Origin of the sequence: Shewanella gaetbuli, assembly GCF_023284065.1 — a bacterium.
GTDB classification, from domain to species: domain Bacteria; phylum Pseudomonadota; class Gammaproteobacteria; order Enterobacterales; family Shewanellaceae; genus Shewanella; species Shewanella gaetbuli.
In genome coordinates this window covers 19,503-41,226 of record NZ_JAKIKP010000016.1, presented here as the reverse complement: position 1 = coordinate 41,226, position 21,724 = coordinate 19,503, and the positions used below count along the sequence as shown (strand labels likewise).

Below are 21,724 nucleotides of genomic sequence, written 5' to 3'. Positions count from 1 at the left end.
TTTACAATAACCGTGTCTTAGTAAAATACGATTATTTAGACGGAGTACAACATGAGTCAACAATCAGCTATATCACCTAGTTTATCGACACTGGAAGTCAATAAACTGTTGAAAAACACCTATATGTTATTATCGATGACATTAGCATTTGCGGCAGTTTGTGCTGGTTTTGCAATGGCATTGAACATCAGCCCAATGATGTCACTCGGTTTATCCATTGGTGGTTTAGTTTTATTATTCGTTACCCTTAAAAAGGCAGACACTGCTGCTGGTATCTTTTGGGTCTTTGCCTTCACCGGTATGGAAGGCGCGTCTTTAGGCTATATTTTAAATCATTATGTGGGTGTGGCTAACGGCCCATCTATTGTGATGCAAGCACTAGGCTTAACCTCGGTTATTTTTGTGTCGTTATCGGCTTATGCATTAACCACCAAAAAAGACTTCTCATTTATGGGCGGCTTCTTATTTGCAGGGTTATTAGTCATGATTGGTGCTGCAATTATTAATATTTTTGTTGGTAGCTCAGTACTGTTTATGGCACTTAATGCCGGTGTGGCATTACTAATGACAGGTTTTATCCTTTACGATACAAGCCGCATTGTTAACGGTGGTGAAACAAACTACATTCGCGCGACGGTGTCGCTATTCTTAGATTTCTTAAACTTATTTGTGAGTTTATTACATTTATTAGGAATGGGCAGCGACGACTAATCGTCAACCGCTTCAATATACGATAAAATGACCCTAAGTGAGGGTCATTTTTTTTATGATGAAAAAGTTTATTATTCAAGTTAACGGGCCAGCTTATGGCTCTACTTCAAGCTATAAAGCCTTGCAATATTGTCAGGCCGTTATTGCTGCTGGGCATCAAATAGAAAAAGTCTTTTTCTACCAAGATGGAGTGACTAACAGTAGCTCCTTAAACTGCCCTGCCAGTGATGAAGTTAACCTGTATCAATTATGGCTTAGACTTGCCAACGAACATAATGTGCCATTGATTAATTGTGTTTCAGCCGCCTTAAGACGTGGCGTGTTATCGCAACAGGATGCCTATGAATCTAACAAGGCTCATTGGAATGTTGACGCGCCCTTTGTTATGGGGGGCTTGGGTGAGTTGGTTACCGGCATTGAACAAGCCGACCGCTTTGTAAGCTTTTAAGGATCACTATCATGAAGCACATATGCGTAGTTTTTCGTCATGCGCCCTTTGGCGCTACTAGTAGTCGTGAAGGAATAGACTTTGCCTTGTTAAGCGCCAGTTTTGAACAACAATTATGCTTAGTTTTTACTGATGAAGCGGTATTGCATTTGCTGGCTGATCAGCAGCCTGAATTAGCGGGAAGCAAAGATTATGTATCAGTTTTTAAAGCATTTGACCTTTACGATATAGAACACGTTTTAGTGTGTGAAACATCATTACAACGCTTTGGGTTAACGCTTGAAGATTTAGCAATTAGTGCACAACTGGCGTCAAGCACTGTCATTACTGAGCAATTACAACAAGCAGATGAGGTATTAGTATTTTGATTTTACATCATGTTCAAACATCTGCGTTAAATGACAATGCTTTAGCAGTATGCCTTCGTTTTTGTGCTCCGCAAGACAGTATTGTCTTAAGTTCTGATGCCGTAATTGCCCTATTAGATCAGCAATGGCTCAATAAGCTTAAACCATTCAACATAATGGCGTTAGCTGACGATGTTGCTGCTAGAGGCTTAACCGAAAAACACTTGGCGGCATCGTCAATAGCAATCAATTTAATCAGTATGAATGAGTTTGTCGCTCAATCTTTAACACACCAAAAAGTGATCACCTGGTAAACCTATTATGACTACAAGTTTCGAGTTTTCGTTTCAATTTAATGGCAAAGCGATTGAAACAGACAAACAAGGTTATTTAAAAAATGCCCATGACTGGCATGAAGATATGGCCGCCATAATTGCAGCTACTGAAGAAATTGAGTTAACAGAACAACATTGGGAAGTGATTCGTTTTGTGCGTGAGTTTTATATGGAGTACAAAACAAGTCCAGCCATAAGAGTGTTAGTTAAAGCCATAGGCCAAAGCCTTGGTGCTGAAAAAGGTAACTCAAAGTACCTTTATACGTTATTCCCTGTAGGGCCAGCTAAACAAGCCACTAAAATTGCGGGCTTACCTAAACCTGCAAAATGCTTATAAAGAGTTTAAGTAAACTGCGTGTAGAGTGAGCTTTAGCTTCAATAAAAAATGCCTTGTTTAAAAACAAGGCATTTTTATTAACTGTTCATATTGGACGCTGTTATTGTAAAAGCGGCGTACCATGTTTAATGACAATTAACATGGCCTGACCTATCTGAAACAACACAAAAGATCCAAAAAACATCATCACTAATGAATATATCAAACGATTATTATTAGTCATTCTGCGGCTTGTAGATGACGGTTTTTTATTGTTTTTCTGCAACATCGTGCACTTTCCCAAGTACAAATACATACTAACGGTATTTGTAATGAAAAAGTGCTACGTAGTCAATTAAAAACTTTATTAACCAATCACTTCTAAGCCACCCATATATGGGCGAAGTACTGTAGGAACAGTAATGGTTCCATCAGCATTTTGATAGTTTTCTAAAATCGCCACCAAAGTACGGCCTACCGCTAAACCAGAACCATTTAAGGTGTGGACTAACGCTGGCTTATTGTCAGCCTTGTTGCGGAATCTAGCTTGCATGCGGCGGGCTTGGAAGTCTTTCATGTTAGAACATGATGAGATTTCACGGTAAGTATTCTGTGCTGGCAACCACACTTCAATATCAAACGTTTTGCTTGCGCCAAAGCCCATGTCGCCGGTACATAACACGACGGTACGATAAGGTAATTCTAGTGCCTGTAGAATGTTTTCTGCATGTTGAGTCAGTGACTCAAGCGCTTCCATTGACTGTTCTGGATGAACAATTTGTACTAACTCGACTTTATCAAATTGATGCTGACGAATAAGACCACGAGTATCACGACCGTAAGAGCCTGCTTCACTTCTAAAACACGCGGTTAAAGCGGTCATTTTAATGGGTAAGTCGGCTTCATCAATGATGGTATCACGCACTAAATTAGTTAATGGCACTTCAGCTGTAGGAATAAGAGATAAGCTTTGTGCTTCTTCCGTTGCAGGTTTGGTGTGGAATAAATCTTCACCAAATTTAGGTAGCTGCCCAGTGCCTAATAAGCTGTCTTCATTAACCAATAATGGCACGTAAGCTTCAGTGTAGCCATGCTGAGTAGTATGCATATCTAACATGAACTGGCCTAATGCACGGTTTAAGCGGGCAATTTGACCTTTCATTACGATAAAGCGTGAACCGGTAATTTTAACGGCATTTTTAAAATCTAAGCCGTCAAGGGCCTCACCCAGGTCAAGGTGATCTTTTACTTCAAAATCGAAGCTTTTTGGCGTACCCCAACGACGAACTTCAACGTTGTCATTTTCGTCTGCACCTGCTGGTACTGCATCGTCTGGCAAGTTAGGAATGCTCATTGCAATCATGTTTAACTGTTGCAGTAATTCAGCTAACTCAGCTTTTTTAGCATCTAACTTTGAACCTAAATCACCCACTTGAGCCATAATAGGTGCTATGTCTTCACCTTTGGCTTTAGCTTGTCCAATCGACTTGGAAATGGCATTACGAGACGCTTGTAACTCTTCTGTTTCTACTTGTAGCTTTTTACGCTTTTCTTCAAGGGATGAAATGTGCGCTACATCTAAAGTATAACCACGGGCAGCTAATCGCTTAGCAGTGTCTTCAAGTTCATTTCGCAAAAATTTTGGATCTAGCATGTTCTCAGTTCTTTTAAGTTAAACGCGTGAAAAAATTAATTGTTGTCCAAGGTACACCATAAATAGGCACACACTGACATTCAACAATACATTCAAAATACTCTTAAACCATAAACCTTCTTGCATTAACAGTAAGGTTTCATTTGAAAAAGTAGAAAAAGTGGTTAACGCTCCTAATAAACCAACTCCAATCATTGATTTTAATTCTGGGCTTATATGACTCAGTTGCCCAAGTGCATAAACCACACCCATTAGAAACGAGCCAAGTATATTGACCATCAGTGTACCAAAAGGGAAACTGCTTCCAAATACTTGGATCATAAATATTGAAATTAGATAGCGTAAAACAGCACCAATTGAGCCACCTAATGCCACAAACAAAATATTAGTCATAACGTTTTAGTCCGCTGAGTTGATCTAACTGCTCTAGGTTGGCTAATTTGTCTTGTATTCTTTTTTCAAACCCTCGATTAGTGGGTTGATAAAATTTACTCGTTTTTAATGATTCAGGAAAATAATTCTCGCCCGCAGCATAAGCTCCATCTTCATCGTGGGCATATCTATACTCTTGACCATAACCAATATCTTTCATTAATTGAGTAGGCGCATTACGTAAATGGTTCGGTACGGGCTCATGGCCTGTTTCTTTAGCTAAACTTCTAGCTTGCTTGAATGCGGTATAAACGGCATTACTTTTGGGCGCGCTGGCTAAATATAATACCGCTTGGGCAATAGCTCGCTCGCCTTCTGTTGGGCCAATGCGATGATAACAATCCCACGCATTGAGCGCGACCGTCATCGCCACTGGGTCAGCGTTGCCAATATCTTCTGAAGCAATAGCCAATAAACGTCTTGCTACATAAAGAGGATCACCGCCACCTTCTAAAATTCGACAAAACCAATATAGCGCGGCATCTGGCGACGAACCTCTAACGGATTTATGTACGGCTGAAATTAAATCGTAAAATTGGTCGCCATTTTTGTCATAGCCCGCGGCTTGGTGCCCTGCAACTTGGGTAAGCATTTCAAGAGTAAAGGCATTATTGTCTTCAACAAAATCTGCCATTAACTCTATTAAGTTGAGTGCTTTACGAGCATCACCCTCACAAATTTGCGCTAACGATACAGCAACATCATGCGGTAATGTCAGTTGTCGTTGCCCTAAACCTCGCTCATTGTCAGTTAACGCTTGTTGGGCTATTTGTATAATTTCATCATCGGTTAAGCGATGAATTAAATACACCCGAGCACGAGAAAGTAGCGCGTTGTTAATTTCAAATGATGGGTTTTCGGTTGTTGCCCCAATAAAAATAACCGTACCGTCTTCAATAAACGGTAAAAATGCGTCTTGTTGGCTTTTATTAAAACGATGAACCTCGTCAACAAATAGCAGTGTTCGCTGGCCGCGGCTTTGAGCTATGGCTTTAGCTTGCTCGATGGCGGCACGAATATCTTTGACACCCGATGTTACCGCAGAAATGCGTTCAACATGGGCATTGGCGTAATGTGCTACTAATTCAGCTAAAGTGGTTTTTCCGGTACCCGGTGGCCCCCACAACAACATTGAATGAGCACGATTTGCCTCTAAGGCTTGTCTTAGTGGTTTACCTTGTCCAAGTAAATGATTCTGGCCAATATATTCACTAATATCTCGCGGCCGCATTCTAGCAGCTAATGGGCGAAAATCTGGGGCAAAGTCGAAACCGAGGTTACTCACGATTTTAAGGCACTTGTTTTAGGCGTTGATCATCAATATCAACATTTTCAGGAATAGCAAAGTCAAACAATGTTTGTTCTTCTTCAGCTAAATTACGTTGTTCAGATAATGAAAACTGGCTCAAATTACCCTGTTCATCTAATAAATCAAATGAGGATAATTGTTCACCAGCAAAACAAACGGTTACTTCAACAACATTACCGCTAGCTTGCTTTGGCTTTATGTCAAAGCACTCATTTTTGTCTGAGCTCGCCTGATTAACATGATACTGTGACCAAGTTTTTTCATCTCTGTGCACTAATAAAGCAATTGGCGAGGCTTCAACCGCTTGATCAATGTCCATCACGGTGACTTCTTCAGCAAAGGGGTTGTAAATCCATAGATTTACTCCGTCTGCTACTATCAGTGACTCATCTGGCTCAGTAAGATTCCAAAAGAATTTATTGGGATGAGATAACGCAAAAATACCACTACCTGATTGGATAGGTTTCTTATTGACATCAGTAACTTGTTGTTCAAACTTTGCATGCAAATTATCAATATTTGACAGTTTACTACGTAATGCAGACGCAACGTCAGCCATAACAACGCCACTGGTTAACAGTGAGGTTGCAACAAATGAAACAATAACAGATGGCTTTAATAGCATATTATTTCCTACTAATTTTTCGGTGGCGGTGGTGCCAATACTTCACGATTACCATTATGACCTTGCGAGCTCACAATCCCCTGCGCTTCCATTGACTCGATAATTCTGGCCGCACGGTTATAACCTATTTTAAACTTTCTCTGCACGCTGGAAATTGAGCCACGACGCGTTTCAGTCACAAAAGCAACCGCTTCATCATAAAGTGCATCTAAATCATCTTCAGATTCTGATGCTTCACCAGGCAGCAATACTTGTTCACCGTCAGATACACCATTTAAAATTTCATCAATGTATTGTGGTTTTCCACGCTCACACCAATCGGCCACAACTTTGTGTACTTCATGATCATCAATAAACGCGCCGTGAACACGATTTGGTACACTGGTACCAGGGGGCAGATATAACATATCACCCATACCTAATAATGTTTCTGCACCTTGTTGGTCTAGAATGGTTCTTGAATCAATACGTGAAGAAACCTGAAACGCGATACGGGTTGGAATATTCGCTTTAATCAAACCAGTAATTACGTCTACTGATGGTCTTTGGGTGGCTAATATTAAATGAATACCCGCAGCCCTAGCCTTTTGAGCAATACGGGCAATTAACTCTTCCACCTTTTTACCCACAATCATAATCATGTCGGCAAATTCATCTACCACAACCACAATTGCCGGTAACTTTTCTAAAGCTGGCGCTTCATCTAACATGCTTTCAGACTGTTTCCATAACGGATCGGGTATGTATTCCCCTTTAGCAGCAGCCTCTTTAATTTTTATGTTATAGCCTTTAAGGTTACGTACCCCTAATGCCGACATTAGTTTATAACGACGCTCCATTTCACCCACACACCAACGCAGTGCATTGGCAGCTTCTTTCATGTCGGTAACCACTTCACATAATAGGTGCGGGATCCCCTCATATACCGACAATTCAAGCATTTTCGGGTCGATCATAATAAAGCGCACATCATCAGGGCCAGATTTATAAAGCAAACTGGTGATCATCACGTTCACACCTACAGACTTACCTGAACCCGTAGTACCTGCCACTAGCAAGTGCGGCATTTTACCTAAATCAACTACAACAGGGTCGCCGGAAATATCTTGACCAAGTACCATTGATAACTTCGATTTACTGTCCCTAAATGCGTCACAATCAAGAACATCACGCATAAATACGGTTTCACGGAATTTATTAGGTAATTCAAGGCCAACATAAGCTTTACCTGGAATCACTTCTACCACACGTACGTTTTCAGATAACAACGAACGGGCTAAATCTTTAGACAGATTAGTGATTTTAGAGGCTTTTACACCTGGTGCTAACTCCAGTTCAAATCGGGTCACTACAGGACCGGGATAGACCCCCACCACATTAGCAACAATATTAAAATCAGCTAATTTGACTTCAACTAATCGCGCAACCTGCTCTAATTCTTCCTCTGTGATAGGGTTTTTCTTTCTGTCTGGCACATCCAGTAAACTGATATCTGGTAAAGGCGGCATCGGCTTTCTTGCTTGTTCAGGCGTTTGACCGTCAATCAGCACAATACCATCAACAATTTTGGCTTCTTTTTTAGGCTGTTGTTGTGCCACTAACGCCCCTTGTGAATGGGTTTGATCTAACGCGGCCAATGGCTGGTCTTCTTGAGTTTCAGCGGCTTTAATGACTGGCTCTATATCATCTACATCATCAATTGCCGAAAAACTCGGTGTCTTATCTTCATCTTCAGCGGTCCAAGGGACGATGGTAGGTTCGATATCATTAATATCTTGCTGGAACATTTTCGGCTCTAGCATTTCATCGTCATCATCAACTTTACTTGGGTCAACTTGAGGTTGTTTCGATTTACGGCTGAAGATACTGCGTTTTTTAGCGAGTTTCGCTTTGGCCGCTAATAAGGCATTGCTATTAGACTGTGGCTCTGGATCCTGTGACTCTGAATCATTTTGTTGAATAACTTGCTCAGTGGGTTCTGATTCTGACTCAGTGACTGAGTGCGGTTTAATATTAACTTGAGTATCAGTTATGTCGGTTTCATCAAAACCGTTTTCTCGTCGTTGTTTAAATTTGTCGACCATGCTCATAAAGCCACGAGTATCTTCAGTTTCTCGCGATCTGTTAATGGTTTGAGGTAAATGCCACAATTTAAGCGCTAACCAAATAACACCATGTCCCAATAACTCAATAATGGTTAGCCAGCTAATTCCGGTGGCTAATGTAAACCCTGCTCCAATAAAGCATAACAATAACAGTGTGGTGCCCAGTACATTAAAGTACGGCAGCATGGCTTGGTTAATTACGTCGCCTGCGACACCGCCAGCGGAGAACACATAAACATCATCAACATTCATGCTAACTAGTGCCGCAGAAGCTAACACCATTAACATAAAGCCAATGATCCTTAGACCCACTGAAAAATAATCAATTTCTAATAACTTGTGGGCACGATTAAAGAAAAACCAGCCTGTAGTAGCAATAATAATTGGGATTAAATAGGCAATAAATCCGAAGAAATAAAATAATACATCTGCTGTCCAAGCACCAACTGCACCTGTCCAGTTATGAATTTCACCTTGATAATGAGATTGACTCCAGCCGGGGTCATTAGGGCTGAAGCTCGATAATGCCAATAAAATATAAGTTGCAACCATGCAACAAAATATGAGGCCACCTTCTAAAAGTCGCTGTAGGCCACTGAGTGTTTTTAAGCTATTTCCCTGAGTCAACGGTATTTTCCATGCGTAAAAGAAGACAATAAAATATAACAGAAAAAGTCTGTAATATATCAACGATTATGCACTGTGAATCAAATTAGCTCAATGGAATGTGAATAGGTTTTCACCGATCGGAATGGATAACTTGTGGCAAGTATAAAAAATAAACAGGATTAGTCTTAAAAGACCAATCCTGTGATTCAGGGTAAGTAAAAATTAGATTTAAGACTCAGTGATGACATTAAGCGCGACTTTATTAGTTTGCTTAACTTCTTCCATTACCACGTATGTGCGAGTATCCGATACTGATGGTAACTTTAATAAGGTTTCACCTAATAAGCGACGATAAGCTGACATATCAGATACTCGCGTTTTAAGTAAATAATCAAAATCACCAGACACTAAATGGCACTCTTGAATATCATCTAATAACTGCACCGCACGATTAAAGCGATCAAAAATATCTGGTGTATCACGATTTAACGTAATTTCAACAAATACTAACAGTGATGCACCTAGATAGTGTGGATTAACTAGAGCGGTATAACCATTGATAAAACCTTGCTTCTCAAGACGTTTAACCCTTTCAAGACAAGGAGTTGGACTCAGGCCGACACGTTTAGAGAGTTCAACATTTGATATCCTTCCATCCATCTGAAGTTCGTTCAAAATATTTCTGTCAATACGGTCTAAATCTTTTACTGAATAATTCTTATTGTTCGCCATATTTTTAACTCTATTTTACCACTTTAACAACATTTTTATCTTTTTATTATCAAACTTCAGCAGCATAAACTGCTTAAGGGGTACTATACTAGAGAACCCTGACATAAGCACGTTCAGGTGTTGAATTAATAATAAAAATTACTCGTCAATCCTACGGGTTATATCTAAATTGAGGCTCAAAAATGATTATTGGTGTTCCAACAGAAATCAAAAACCACGAATATCGTGTCGGTATGGTTCCTTCTAGTGTTCGCGAATTGACTCTAAAAGGTCATGAAGTCTTTATCCAGTCAGATGCAGGGATAGGCATCGGTTTTACGAATCAAGATTATGTTGATGCTGGTGCTCAAATTCTTGCAACTGCTGCAGAAGTATTTGAAAAATCAGATATGATCGTCAAAGTAAAAGAGCCACAAGCTATTGAGCGTGCGATGTTACGTCACGATCAAATTCTATTTACTTACCTTCATTTAGCACCTGATTTACCTCAAACAAATGACTTAATTAAAAGTGGTGCTGTTTGTATTGCTTATGAAACCGTTACAGATGACCGTGGCGGATTACCATTATTAGCACCTATGTCTGAAGTTGCTGGCCGTATGTCTATTCAAGCGGGCGCACGTGCATTAGAAAAATCTCTTGGCGGCCGTGGCATGTTATTAGGTGGCGTACCAGGTGTTGAACCCGCTAAAGTCGTTATTATTGGTGGCGGTATGGTTGGAACCAATGCAGCCCAAATGGCTGTTGGTATGGGTGCTGACGTTGTAGTATTAGATAGAAGCATTGATGCACTTCGTCGTCTAAACGTACAATTTGGTTCTTCTGTTAAAGCTATTTACTCAACTGCAGATGCTATTGAGCGTCATGTTTTAGAAGCGGATTTAGTTATTGGTGGCGTATTAGTGCCAGGTGCTGCTGCACCTAAACTGATTTCTAAAGAGTTAATTAAGCGCATGAAACCTGGCAGTGCCATTGTTGACGTCGCCATTGACCAAGGGGGATGTGTAGAAACATCTCATGCAACAACTCACCAAGACCCTACATATATCGTTGATGATGTTGTGCATTACTGTGTAGCTAACATGCCAGGTGCAGTAGCTCGTACGTCAACGTTTGCGCTAAACAATGCTACCCTTCCATATATCATCAAATTAGCCAATTTAGGCTATAAAGAAGCACTACTTGCTGACAAGCATTTATTGAATGGATTGAATGTCATTCATGGAAAGCTGGTTTGTAAAGAAGTGGCTGAAGCACTTTCTTTAGAATTTACCGAGCCAAAGAGCTTACTTGCTTAAATCTTAGTAATATTCTGATTTAAAAGAAAATACCGCAGAAATGCGGTATTTTTTTATGTTGGTATTTATCCAGGAAAGCAGAATAAATTAACAGGACATTGTGCTGTAATTATCATTTCCCACCCTATAATTCACTTTTGGTATGAATAAGGTAATTGGTTATAAAATGACTACAATATGATTAGAAGTCAGTCAATTAAGCATCGTTTGGTGTTTGTTTTTCAGCCAGCACACATCCCGATTTCAGAGTGTTAACAATTGAGAAAATTAACAACAATTTGAATAAATAGTACGCTATTCTTGTTGCGAAATTATTGCTAAAAACTCATCAGTAGGCATAGGCTTATAATAATAGTAACCTTGTACCGCAGGGATTTTTAACTGCTTAATGAAATCTAACTGTTCTTGTGTTTCAACACCTTCAGCCACTAAAGATAAATCAAGTGAATTTGACATGCTTACAATGGCTTCAATTAATGCTTTATGCCGTTCATCTGTTTCAATTTGCTGGATAAAAGCCTTATCAATCTTGATTTGATCAACCGGAAAATTGACTAAATATGACAATGATGAATAACCTGTTCCAAAATCATCAATTGAAATATTAACCCCGCGTTTTCTCAGCAAAGCCAGTAAATCATAAACGGCTTGTTGTTGGTTCATCATTAATGATTCAGTAATTTCTAGCGTGACTAGATGGTAAGGAAAGTCGCTTAATCCTGAAGATTGGCTTACTTTTTCAAAACTTTGTAAAAAACGATTTTGAAGTTCATTAGTACAAAACTCAATAGTTGAAACATTAATTGAGAAACAGATACTTTTGTTTAAACTCTGAACAGCACTGATCATTTTGACAACTTCGGCTCTAACCCACTCACCTATTTCTACAATTAACCCTGATTTTTCTGCAATGGGGATAAACTCATCAGGTGAAATAAATTGACCATCATGATGCCAGCGTAACAGCGCTTCGGCTTTATTTATCTCTGTAGTGTTAGGGTCAACAATAGGCTGAAAATATAATTCTAGTTCGTTCAGGATAATGGCATTTTTTAAATGATAATGCAGTTTGGCGGTGCGTTCAGTTTCTAGCTGAATAGTTTGATTAAAGTACTCAAAACAATTGCGCCCATTTGATTTAGCGCTATACATTGCCTGACTTGCAAAATTCAGTAATTGCTCTGCTGTATTGGCATCTGCAGGATATCGTGCAAAACCAATACTACTGGTGATGGAAACAATGGTTTTAGCCACCACCATTTCTTCAGATAACTTTCCATTAACCGCCAAAGCAAGTGCACTAAGCTCATCATTCGTGATATTTCCAGGTAAAATAACAGCGAACTCGTCTGCCGCAATTCTTGAAGGTAAGCTGTTTTCAGGGAGCACTTGAGTGATTTTTTTAGCCACTTGCTTTAACACTTCGTCACCATGATCAGCACCAAGCGTATCGTTAACTTGTTTGAAATGATCTAAGTCTAAAATCATTAAACAAAACGGGGCGGCATTATCGTTATTTTCATCAGCAGCGACTTGTTGCTCCAATTGTTTAAATAATAACTTTCGATTCGCTAGGCCTGTAAGCTGATCATAATAAGTTTGAAATTCAATTAATTTATCAGCCATTTTACTGGCTGTGGTATCCGTTATCATCCAAGCATAACAATTTTGCTGGGTTATATTATCTTTGATTACCGTGACAACCAGTTCGATATCTCTAATATCCGTTGAGGTTTTTACGCCTTTGAGCATACCTTTCCAAGAATGGCCACGCTCAATTGTTTGATAAAGAGTGCTCACTAATTGGGGATCTGATTGTGATAAATAGCCTTTTATATCAAAAAAACTTTTCTCTTTATCGAAATAATCAGTTGAATTTTCAAAAGTGGGATTGGCAGTTAATACGGAGTTTTTGTCATTGGTGATCACCAGTGATATCGGCAAGCTATCAAATATTTTACTGGTTAACCGTTGCAGATGAAGACTTCTGCTTCTTTCAATCGCTAAACTGGCAAGCCGAGCGGCTTCTTGAATTAAGTCTAAATCTTGTGAAGTTGGAGACTTTATTGTGTCGTAGTACATGGCAAATGTACCCAGTACATTTGAAGCGCTATCAAAAATAGGTTCAGACCAACAGGCCATTAAACCGGCTTTTAACGGCAGTGCTTTATAATCTTTCCAGTGGGGGTGTGATGCAATATCTTCAACAATAACTCGTTGTCGAATGAAAGCCGCTGTGCCGCATGAACCAACGTTTGGGCCGATATAAACCCCATTAATTGCTTCATTGTAATCATTAGGTAAATTGGGCGCTGCACCAGATAACAACTGCTTACCGTCATCACTTAACAATAATACAGAAGCTTTGGTGCCTATTTTTTGGGCTTCAATAATTAATACCAGTGCATGAAGAATTTCGCCTAACGGTAGCCCCTTCAACACCATATTCAATATCGTACTGTAGCGTTCAATACTTGAATGATATTCAAAGGTTGACGCAGCAGACGAATCGGCACTAATCATTGTTTTACCTAAATCCATATTTCCCCATTGAGTTATCTGTTGCGGCACAACAAATATCAAGTCCATTTATTAAGGTTATGCACAATAATCAACATAATCAAATTTTATAATGGGAAAAATTGAATTTTGGTTTATTTTTATACAATTAATTGTTTAACCATCAAAATATTACTCTTCATTTCTGATCATTCTGGCTAAATAGAAGCCATCAAAACCGTGTTCAGAAGACAAAATAGTTTCATCATCAATAAATGAAAAGTGAGGATGTTCAGCTAAAAACCTATCGACTTGGAGACGATTTTCTTCAGGCATAATTGAACAGGTTGCATAAACTAATATGCCGCCAACTTTAACCATGCGTGAATAACTATCGATAATCTGTTTTTGTAAATCAACCAGAATTGGTAAACGCTCTGCAGTATCGCGCCATTTTGAGTCAGGGTTACGCTTTAACACCCCTAAACCCGAACAAGGTACATCCAGTAATACTCTATCTGCAGATAATTTGAGTCGTTTAATGGTTTTAGAGCTGGCAATAATGCGAGTTTCAACATTGTGTGCACCTGCACGTTTAGCACGGGTTTTTAAGTTATCAAGTTTCCATTGCTCGACGTCCATGGCTAATAAACGGCCCTTACCTTGCATTTGAGCCGCAATATGTAACGTTTTGCCACCGGCACCGGCACAAGCATCAACTACTCTCATTCCAGGTTTAGCATCAACGGCCGCAGCGACTAACTGTGAGCCCGCATCTTGTTGTTCAAACAAACCTTGTTTAAAGCATTCAGTTCTAAATAATGCTGAGTCAGATGTGACTTCTACTGCACTTGGCACTGTTTCAACAGAGACAGCAGTAACTCCTTCTTTAGCCAGCTTTTCTATTAGCTTTTGACGGTCACACTTTAATTCATTTACCCGAATAAATCGTTTGGGTGCTTGCATTAACGCGGCACGTTCTGCAGGCCATTTATCTTTTAATTGTTGCTGACCTAAATCATCTAGCCATTGTGGGCAACCATCCCATAATGCAGGCTGTTGTTTGGCAGACTCAATGTTAGCGGCTAATGCTTTTTCATCAACTTGTAATGAATACTGCATTTTAGGCAGTTCAAGACCATGAAATAAATGCCAACCATTAAGTAGCTTAGAGCCCATTCGGTCGAACTCGTCGGCATTAATATCAACAATAAAACAGTACAAATTTAACCGACGTAAAATATCACCTGCAACCACAGTAATGCGTGCCTGCTCTGTAGGTTCTAATTTTAATCCTGAGAAGTTATGTGAATAAGCGCGATCAAGCGGCTTACCTTGGTTTAGCACCATTGTTAAGATGTTCAACACAAGTTCAGACGAACTGCCAGATAAAGGATAAGTCAGCATAACATTCTCGATTACAAATTTTAGGTATCAATATTGCGGCTGATCATAGGTATTTAATACTGGGATAGCAATATAAAGCGTAGAATTAACGGATTAAGCCGCAGAAAATATGACCCAAAGACATATTTATGATGAAAGGTTTAGTGAATGAAACGATTAAGCCGCAACAACAACCTGTTTTGCTTTCTTAAGCGGATGTAAACGATTATGCATTACCTTAATCACATCAAATTGATTCAATGATTTTGATTCAGTCAACGCGCACGATTGAGATAATAACATCACCGTAGCCGCTTGCAGACTATTTTCAACCACTAACACTAAGGCACTTTTGCCATTACAGTTAATTTGAAATAATTTTCCCGTGTCACTGAAAACACACTCATCACTGGCTTCAAAAAACCACGATTTCGGCATTTGAGGTTTTAACAGGAAGTGAGCAGCCGTTGCATTAAGGGCCGTTTGTACAATACCAGCATCAGAGATATGAAGAACTTTTGGTAACATTTCAAGCAGGCGAATATAGAACTTAGCATGTTCTACGCTAAATTCTGCCCTGGTTAGTGCATCAGGGATAAGTTGCTTTGTCTTGTATGGGGTTAAGAACTCCATTTCGGAACTTAATGATATACTTAACTGCTGATATCTAGAGTTAAATTCCCAATGCCAGTCCTTATTCGGCATTAATAACATGACGCAATTTCACCTAATATTTGAGTACATTTGAATAATAGTTGATAAATAGAACAATATCAAAAATATTTTTCAAAAATATAATCTATATATCATTAACTTAGGTAAAAATGCGATCGCCCGAAAACGATCGCGGCACGTTTCTTGATCAGTCCAAATTGATCAAAACGATCTATTTAGCTTTATATGCAGAAACGATCTCAGAAACCAGCTGGGGACCTTGATAGATAAAGCCAGAGTATATCTGTACTAACGTCGCACCTGCGGCAAACTTATCATTAGCATCTGCAGCAGAGTTGATCCCGCCCACACCAATGATCGGGATCTCGCCATTTAGAAAACCCGCTAACTTTTTGATCACTGTAGTCGATAATGAAGTTAGTGGTTTACCGCTTAATCCGCCCATTTCTTCTGCGTGCTGTAAACCTTTAACAGCATCTCTAGACAAGGTTGTGTTAGTCGCTATTACCGCATCAAATTTGTTTTTAATTAAAGAGTCTGCAATTGACTGAATTTCTTCATCAGTTAAGTCTGGAGCAATTTTTAATGCGACAGGCACATATTTGTTATATTTTTCAGCTAACTCAGTTTGCTTAGCTTTAATTGAACTCAGCAAATCATCCAGTAATTCACCGTATTGTAAAGTACGTAAACCTGGAGTATTTGGCGATGAAATATTAACCGCAATATAAGCACTATATTGATACACTTTATCCATGCAGATTAAGTAATCATCCTTGCCCTGCTCTACTGGCGTGTCTTTATTTTTGCCGATATTGACCCCAACTAAAATATCAGATTTCTTGGCCATTAAGTTGCGAACTAAATTATCAACACCTTTATTGTTAAAGCCCATGCGATTGATAATGCCCTTGGCAGGCTTTAGTCTAAATAAACGCGGTTGGTCATTACCGGGTTGTGGACGGGGTGTAACGGTACCCACTTCTACATGACCGAAACCCATTGCATGAAAGGCATCAATTGACTCGCCGTCTTTATCTAAACCAGCTGCTAAGCCCACTGGGTTGGGAAAAGTTATCCCCATACACTCTACCGGTGTCTGGCTAACATTCTGACGATAAAAGCAATTTAGCGGTGTATTACCGGTCATTTTCAAACTTCCAATAGCAATGTTATGTGCTACTTCAGGATCCATTTGAAACATTACTTTTTGAGCGAGTTTATAAAACATGTTTTCTCCTAGGCCTAAAAAAAGCCCCGGCAATCGCCAGGGCTGTTTGTTATTATAATGAATTACTTCTGACCTTCGCAATGTAAAATCAGTAAGTTAAGTTCACGTAGGGCGACTGAGAACTTAGCAAATTCATGTGTTTGAGATACTTTAAAGTCTGCAAGCATATGATACCAGCGCTCAAGTAAGGCTTTGTTGTTATTAATCCATTGGTTAATAACAGTGTCAGCATCACAAGTATTGCTGCAGGTACGTAATACCGCAGAACTTAATGCACGTTGTTGCCAGTCTAACTCTTCACGGAAAGCGGCTCTTGCCAGTGCTTGCCAATGGTTCGCTACAGGTTGAGCACTAATTTGTTCTAAGAACCAATGCAACTCAACTTTCGCACCAAGCTTAAAGTAAGTCTCTGAGACTAAATCTAATGATTTATTTTCAATTTCGGCTATTTGAGCAATATCCAATGCTGAGAATAAAGTACTCATTTTGGCAACAATAGAGGCAACCGACTCAGGGACATTCTCTTTCATCAATGCACTAATTTCAGTTGAAATCGCTTTCACTTCAGCTTCAATCATGTATTGATCAATATTCTGTTTAAGTTTCTCGAATACAGGAACAAAAAACTCGACGGTTTGCTCAATGTTATGGCCACGATTACGATGACGAATAAACCAACGACATGCACGACGCATATTGCGACGTAGTTGATGAAGCATTTCACCTTGCACAATGGCCGGAATAACGCCGTTTAAATCAGTAATAGATTTAGTTAACTCTGCCAAACCAAAAACTTCTCTGGCCATAGTATAACAAATAGCGGCTTCAGCGACTGTGGCACCAGTCTCATCCTGCATTCTTTGAACAAAATTAAAGCCCATGTCATTAACCAATTCGTTGGCTAAGGAGGTAGCAATAATCTCCCCTCTTAACGGATGGTTAACCATTTTGTCGGCATACTTTTGTTGCAGCTTTTTAGGGAAGTAATCCACTAATAATTTGCTTAAGAAGCTATCTTCGGTAATTTCAGGAGTGACTAATTGTTCTTTTAGCACCATCTTGGCATAAGCAACCAAAACAGATAATTCAGGACGCGTTAATGCACGACCATTGGCTAAACGTTCAGCGAGATCATCGTCAGTTGGCAAGAACTCTAATGCTCTATCTAATTTACCGTCTTTTTCAAGATATTGAATAAAGCGAATTTGCTCTTTAAGTTGTGAAACACCATGAACTTGGGTCACCGAAATGGTACGAGTTTGGTCTTTACAGTCTTGTAAAACAATTTCACTGACTTCGTCGGTCATTTCTTCTAATACTTGGTTTCGTTGCTTAACGGTTAACTCACCATCAGCAACTAAGGTATTTAAGAAAATTTTGATATTAACTTCATTATCAGAACAATCAACACCACCCACGTTATCCACAAAGTCAGTATTCATTCTGCCGCCATTAGCGGTGTATTCTATACGTCCTAACTGTGTACAACCTAAGTTACCGCCTTCACCAATAATTTTGGCGCGAACTTCATTACCGTTTACACGTAATGCGTCGTTAGCTCTGTCACCCACTTCGGCATGAGATTCTTTGCTTGATTTAACGTATGTGCCAATACCGCCATTCCAAATCAAGTCAACTGGCATTTTAAGCAGTTCTTTTAATAACTCGATGGGGTTCATGGTGTCTTTGTCTGTAGACAACATGGTTTTCATTTCAGGCGTCAGCTTAATTGATTTAGCTGAGCGTAAGAAAATACCGCCACCTTTAGAAATCAGTTTAGCGTTATAGTCTTCCCAACTTGAGCGTGGCAGCTCAAACAAACGCTTACGTTCTGCATAGCTAGTTGCAATGTCTGGATTTGGGTCGATGAAAATATGCATATGGTTAAACGCAGCAACCAGTTTTGTATGCTCAGATAACAACATACCGTTACCAAACACGTCACCCGCCATATCGCCTACGGCTAAACAGGTAAAGTCTGTTGTTTGGCAATCAACACCAATTTCGCGGAAATGTCGTTTAACGGACTCCCATGCACCTTTGGCGGTAATCCCCATTTTCTTATGGTCATAACCGTTACTGCCACCCGAGGCAAATGCATCACCTAACCAGAAGTCATATTCAATGGCAATTGAGTTAGCGATATCAGAGAACGTTGCCGTTCCTTTATCTGCTGCAACCACTAAATAAGGGTCATCTTCATCATGGCGAACAACATCAACAGGCGGCACTATATCGCCATTTTTAATGTTGTCAGTAATATCTAATAGGCCTCGAATGAACAAACGGTAACAAGCTTGTCCTTCGTTGAAAAATGCTTCGCGACCGCCCTCTGTTGGCAGTTGTTTACACACGAAACCACCTTTGGCTCCTACCGGGACAATTACGGTGTTTTTAACTTGCTGCGCTTTAACTAAGCCCAGTACTTCGGTACGGAAATCCTCACGTCTGTCTGACCAACGTAAACCACCACGAGCAACTTTACCACCACGTAAATGAACCCCTTCAACCCGTGGAGAATAAACAAATATCTCAAACTTAGGCAATGGCTTAGGCATTTCAGGAATAAGATCAGGGGCAAACTTAAACGAGGTGTACGCTTTGGTATCACCTTTTTCATCAGTTTGATAAAAATTGGTTCTCAAAGTCGCATTGATTAGGTCTAAATAACGACGAATAATACGATCGTCATCCAAACTAGATACGTCATCAAGCTGCTTATCGATTTGTTCTAAAAACTTGCTTAACGTGCGCGTTTTTAGTTTCGGGTTAAATTTGCGAATGAACATTTTAACCAATAAATCTGCAATCTTAGGATAACGACTAAAGGTTTCTTCAATATATGATTGGCTAAATGTCGCATCGATTTGACGCATATATTTGGCATATGCACGTAAAATAGACACTTCTCGACCCGTTAAGCCGGTAGAAAGTACCATACGGTTAAAGCCGTCGTCTTCCAGCTTTTTCTGCCACACAAGTGATAGAGCATTTTGGAAACGCTCTTGGCTGTCTGCTAAGTTATCAACTGCAGCACCCTGCACTGTCATTAAAAAGTCTAAAATCCAAAACGTGTGACCGTCATTAGTTTTGACTTCATAAGGACGTTCGTTGATCACTCGAAGACCAAAGTTTTCTAACATTGGTAACACGTCAGAAAGATGGATTGGTTCATCTTTATGGAACAGTTTTAAACGCACTTTATTGTCGTTAAGCACCGTTTCTTGCGGCTGATAGAACAACATGCCGAGCTTATGCTCATCATCTAATGCTTCTAAGTGCTGTAAATCAACCACTGACGAGCTTGGTAACACATCGTCTTTATAGCTTTGTGGGAAGGCATTTTGGTAGCGTTTTGTTAACCCAGTACCCGCTTGTTCACCTAGTTCATTGTTTAGCGCAGTGTGTAACTTATCGTCCCATGAACGCGCAGCTTCAATAAGATTTGTTTCAATAGCAGCCACATCTACATCCATATTATTATTGTCGACTTTAATAATGTAATGAGTTCGAGCTAAAGTAGACTCTGAGAAATATGTTGTAAATTCAACATCTTCATTACTATTAAAATGCTGTGCAAGTATACGTTGGGTATCTTGTCTGAACTTGGTGTTGTAACGGTCTTTTGACACATAAACCAAACAAGAGAAGAAACGCCCAAAACCATCTTTACGGACAAATAACTTCAATTTATCACGGTCTTGCATTTGCAATACACCGTGAGCCATTGTTGAAAGTTCAGAAACTTTAGCTTGAATTAATTCGTCGCGAGGTAAGTTTTCAAGAATATTCATCAAGGCTTTGTAGTCATGCGATCGAGGCGCTAGACCAGAAAGTGCTAATACTCTTTCAACCTTTTGTGAAAGTAATGGAATTTCGCGCGGGCTGCGATTATAAACATTTGAGGCATAAAGTCCTGTGAAGCGATCTTCACCAATAACATTACCTTTTTTATCAAATCGTTTAATACCCACATAATCAACATAGGCCGGACGATGAACACGGCTTTTGGTTGAGCTTTTTGTCAGCACTAATAAGCTTGAATCCAGCGCTTCTTTGCGAGCAGTTTCAGATAACGATGACAACAATAAACCACGTTCATTTGAAGCGGTTTTAGTCCGGCTCATTAATCCAAGACTTGAGTCTAAATCGGGAACCAGTTCAACATCACCTTCAACTCGCTTTAAGTCATAATAGCGGTAGCCTAATAATGTGAAATGATGATTACTCAAATAAGTTAGATAATTGATTGACTCTTCAAGTTCTGCTTTGTCACCTGGAAATGGTCTTTTAGGTAACTGCTTAATCGTGTCGATTAGTTTAGCAGACATGCTTTCCCAATCAGACACTGAAGAGACAACATCTGACAACACCGATTGCAATTCTTTCTCAATCACTTTGATATCGGCATCAGTACTTTGTTTATCAATTTCAATCAAGAATACCGCGATATTATCGCTGTTTTTCGGTGCGTCATTAACAAAGCTGACTTGCGAGACTGACTTACCGTCACGGACTACCGCTAATGGAGTGTGTAGCATCACATGAGCGGTGATCCCCATTCGGTTTAATGCCATGGCCAACGAGTCCACTAAAAATGGCATGTCGGGTTGAATCACCTCAATAACACTATGAGTTGATTGCCAGCCATGTTTTGACTGCGTTGGGTTAAACACGCGAATATGCCTATCGGCAGCGGCGGTTTTATTCAGTGCATTCCAAAGACTAACGACAGCACCGTATAGGTCACTGTCATTACGAACATTGAGGTCGTCTTTGGACATATGAGCGTAGAGGCATTTAGCAAATTGCTCTACTTGCTTTGCTTGTGAATTAGGGATTTTTGAATGAATTAAATTGACTACGTTTTCAAGTAGTACAGAAGGCATTGCATCTTTAAAGGCCATTTTGCAGATTCCTTAAGCGTCTATGGCAGCGCTCTTATCATTATATGGATGCTTCGGCTTGGTTCGCTCAAATAGAGACTATTTGAGATCTGGCGCAAAGTTTAT

General features: G+C 39.7%; 17 protein-coding genes. 6 read left to right on the top strand and 11 right to left on the bottom strand.

Annotated elements, in window-relative coordinates:
* The first annotated feature begins 51 nt into the window (after positions 1-51).
* Genes L2672_RS15880 through L2672_RS15860 form a run of 5 tightly spaced genes read left to right on the top strand, consistent with a single transcriptional unit; the run spans position 52 to position 2,178 of the window.
* Positions 52-711 (top strand): Bax inhibitor-1/YccA family protein, encoded by a 660-nt coding sequence (locus L2672_RS15880; protein WP_248996826.1) that lies wholly within the window; start codon positions 52-54, stop codon positions 709-711.
* A gap of 58 nt (positions 712-769) precedes the next feature.
* The gene (gene tusD / locus L2672_RS15875; RefSeq protein WP_248996858.1) at positions 770-1,159 is read left to right on the top strand and encodes a sulfurtransferase complex subunit TusD; all 390 of its coding nucleotides are present in this window, start codon (positions 770-772) and stop codon (positions 1,157-1,159) included.
* An 11-nt stretch (positions 1,160-1,170) separates the two neighbouring features.
* A complete protein-coding gene (tusC, locus tag L2672_RS15870) occupies positions 1,171-1,527 on the top strand; it encodes a sulfurtransferase complex subunit TusC (RefSeq protein WP_248996825.1) in 357 nt (118 codons plus the stop codon).
* The gene (gene tusB, locus L2672_RS15865) at positions 1,524-1,820 is read left to right on the top strand and encodes a sulfurtransferase complex subunit TusB (protein WP_248996824.1); all 297 of its coding nucleotides are present in this window, start codon (positions 1,524-1,526) and stop codon (positions 1,818-1,820) included. Before tusC ends, tusB begins: the two co-directional genes overlap by 4 nt.
* Positions 1,821-1,827: 7 nt before the next feature.
* Positions 1,828-2,178 carry a TusE/DsrC/DsvC family sulfur relay protein gene (locus tag L2672_RS15860; protein WP_248996823.1) on the top strand — a complete coding sequence of 117 codons (351 nt, stop codon included), beginning with the start codon at positions 1,828-1,830 and terminating at the stop codon, positions 2,176-2,178.
* Positions 2,179-2,524: 346 nt separating this feature from the next.
* On the opposite strand, the gene serS is transcribed toward L2672_RS15860, so the two are convergent.
* From serS to lrp, 6 genes are all read right to left on the bottom strand, one after another.
* A complete protein-coding gene (gene serS, locus L2672_RS15855; protein ID WP_248996822.1) occupies positions 2,525-3,811 on the bottom strand; it encodes a serine--tRNA ligase in 1,287 nt (428 codons plus the stop codon).
* An 18-nt stretch (positions 3,812-3,829) separates the two neighbouring features.
* Positions 3,830-4,204 carry a fluoride efflux transporter CrcB gene (crcB, locus tag L2672_RS15850; RefSeq protein WP_248996821.1) on the bottom strand — a complete coding sequence of 125 codons (375 nt, stop codon included), beginning with the start codon at positions 4,202-4,204 and terminating at the stop codon, positions 3,830-3,832.
* Positions 4,197-5,528, bottom strand: a complete 1,332-nt coding sequence (locus L2672_RS15845; protein WP_248996820.1) for a replication-associated recombination protein A — start codon at positions 5,526-5,528, stop codon at positions 4,197-4,199. The genes crcB and L2672_RS15845 overlap by 8 nt, the downstream gene beginning before the upstream one ends.
* Positions 5,529-5,532: 4 nt before the next feature.
* Entirely contained in the window at positions 5,533-6,177 is a 645-nt protein-coding gene (gene lolA / locus L2672_RS15840; protein ID WP_248996819.1) for an outer membrane lipoprotein periplasmic chaperone LolA, read from the bottom strand.
* Positions 6,178-6,188: 11 nt separating this feature from the next.
* Complete coding sequence (locus L2672_RS17365) at positions 6,189-8,909, bottom strand: DNA translocase FtsK (RefSeq protein ID WP_248996818.1); 2,721 nt, start codon at positions 8,907-8,909, stop codon at positions 6,189-6,191.
* Between the two features lie 210 nt (positions 8,910-9,119).
* Positions 9,120-9,623, bottom strand: coding sequence for a leucine-responsive transcriptional regulator Lrp (gene lrp, locus L2672_RS15830; protein WP_248996817.1), 504 nt, complete (start codon positions 9,621-9,623; stop codon positions 9,120-9,122).
* A 182-nt stretch (positions 9,624-9,805) separates the two neighbouring features.
* Here lrp and ald point away from each other — a divergent pair, with 182 nt between their 5' ends.
* Positions 9,806-10,921, top strand: coding sequence for an alanine dehydrogenase (ald, locus tag L2672_RS15825; protein WP_248996816.1), 1,116 nt, complete (start codon positions 9,806-9,808; stop codon positions 10,919-10,921).
* Positions 10,922-11,215: 294 nt separating this feature from the next.
* On the opposite strand, the gene L2672_RS15820 is transcribed toward ald, so the two are convergent.
* The 5 genes from L2672_RS15820 to L2672_RS15800 all read right to left on the bottom strand — a co-directional run bounded on the left by L2672_RS15820 (position 11,216) and on the right by L2672_RS15800 (position 21,619).
* Positions 11,216-13,462, bottom strand: coding sequence for a sensor domain-containing phosphodiesterase (locus tag L2672_RS15820; protein ID WP_248996815.1), 2,247 nt, complete (start codon positions 13,460-13,462; stop codon positions 11,216-11,218).
* A gap of 150 nt (positions 13,463-13,612) precedes the next feature.
* A complete protein-coding gene (locus L2672_RS15815; RefSeq protein ID WP_248996814.1) occupies positions 13,613-14,827 on the bottom strand; it encodes an RsmB/NOP family class I SAM-dependent RNA methyltransferase in 1,215 nt (404 codons plus the stop codon).
* 156 nt (positions 14,828-14,983) lie between these two features.
* Positions 14,984-15,520 carry a cell division protein ZapC gene (locus L2672_RS15810; RefSeq protein ID WP_248996813.1) on the bottom strand — a complete coding sequence of 179 codons (537 nt, stop codon included), beginning with the start codon at positions 15,518-15,520 and terminating at the stop codon, positions 14,984-14,986.
* A 172-nt stretch (positions 15,521-15,692) separates the two neighbouring features.
* On the bottom strand, positions 15,693-16,712 hold the full coding sequence (pyrD, locus tag L2672_RS15805) for a quinone-dependent dihydroorotate dehydrogenase (RefSeq protein ID WP_248996812.1): 1,020 nt from the start codon (positions 16,710-16,712) through the stop codon (positions 15,693-15,695).
* A gap of 62 nt (positions 16,713-16,774) precedes the next feature.
* A complete protein-coding gene (locus L2672_RS15800; protein WP_248996811.1) occupies positions 16,775-21,619 on the bottom strand; it encodes an NAD-glutamate dehydrogenase in 4,845 nt (1,614 codons plus the stop codon).
* Positions 21,620-21,724 lie beyond the last annotated feature (105 nt).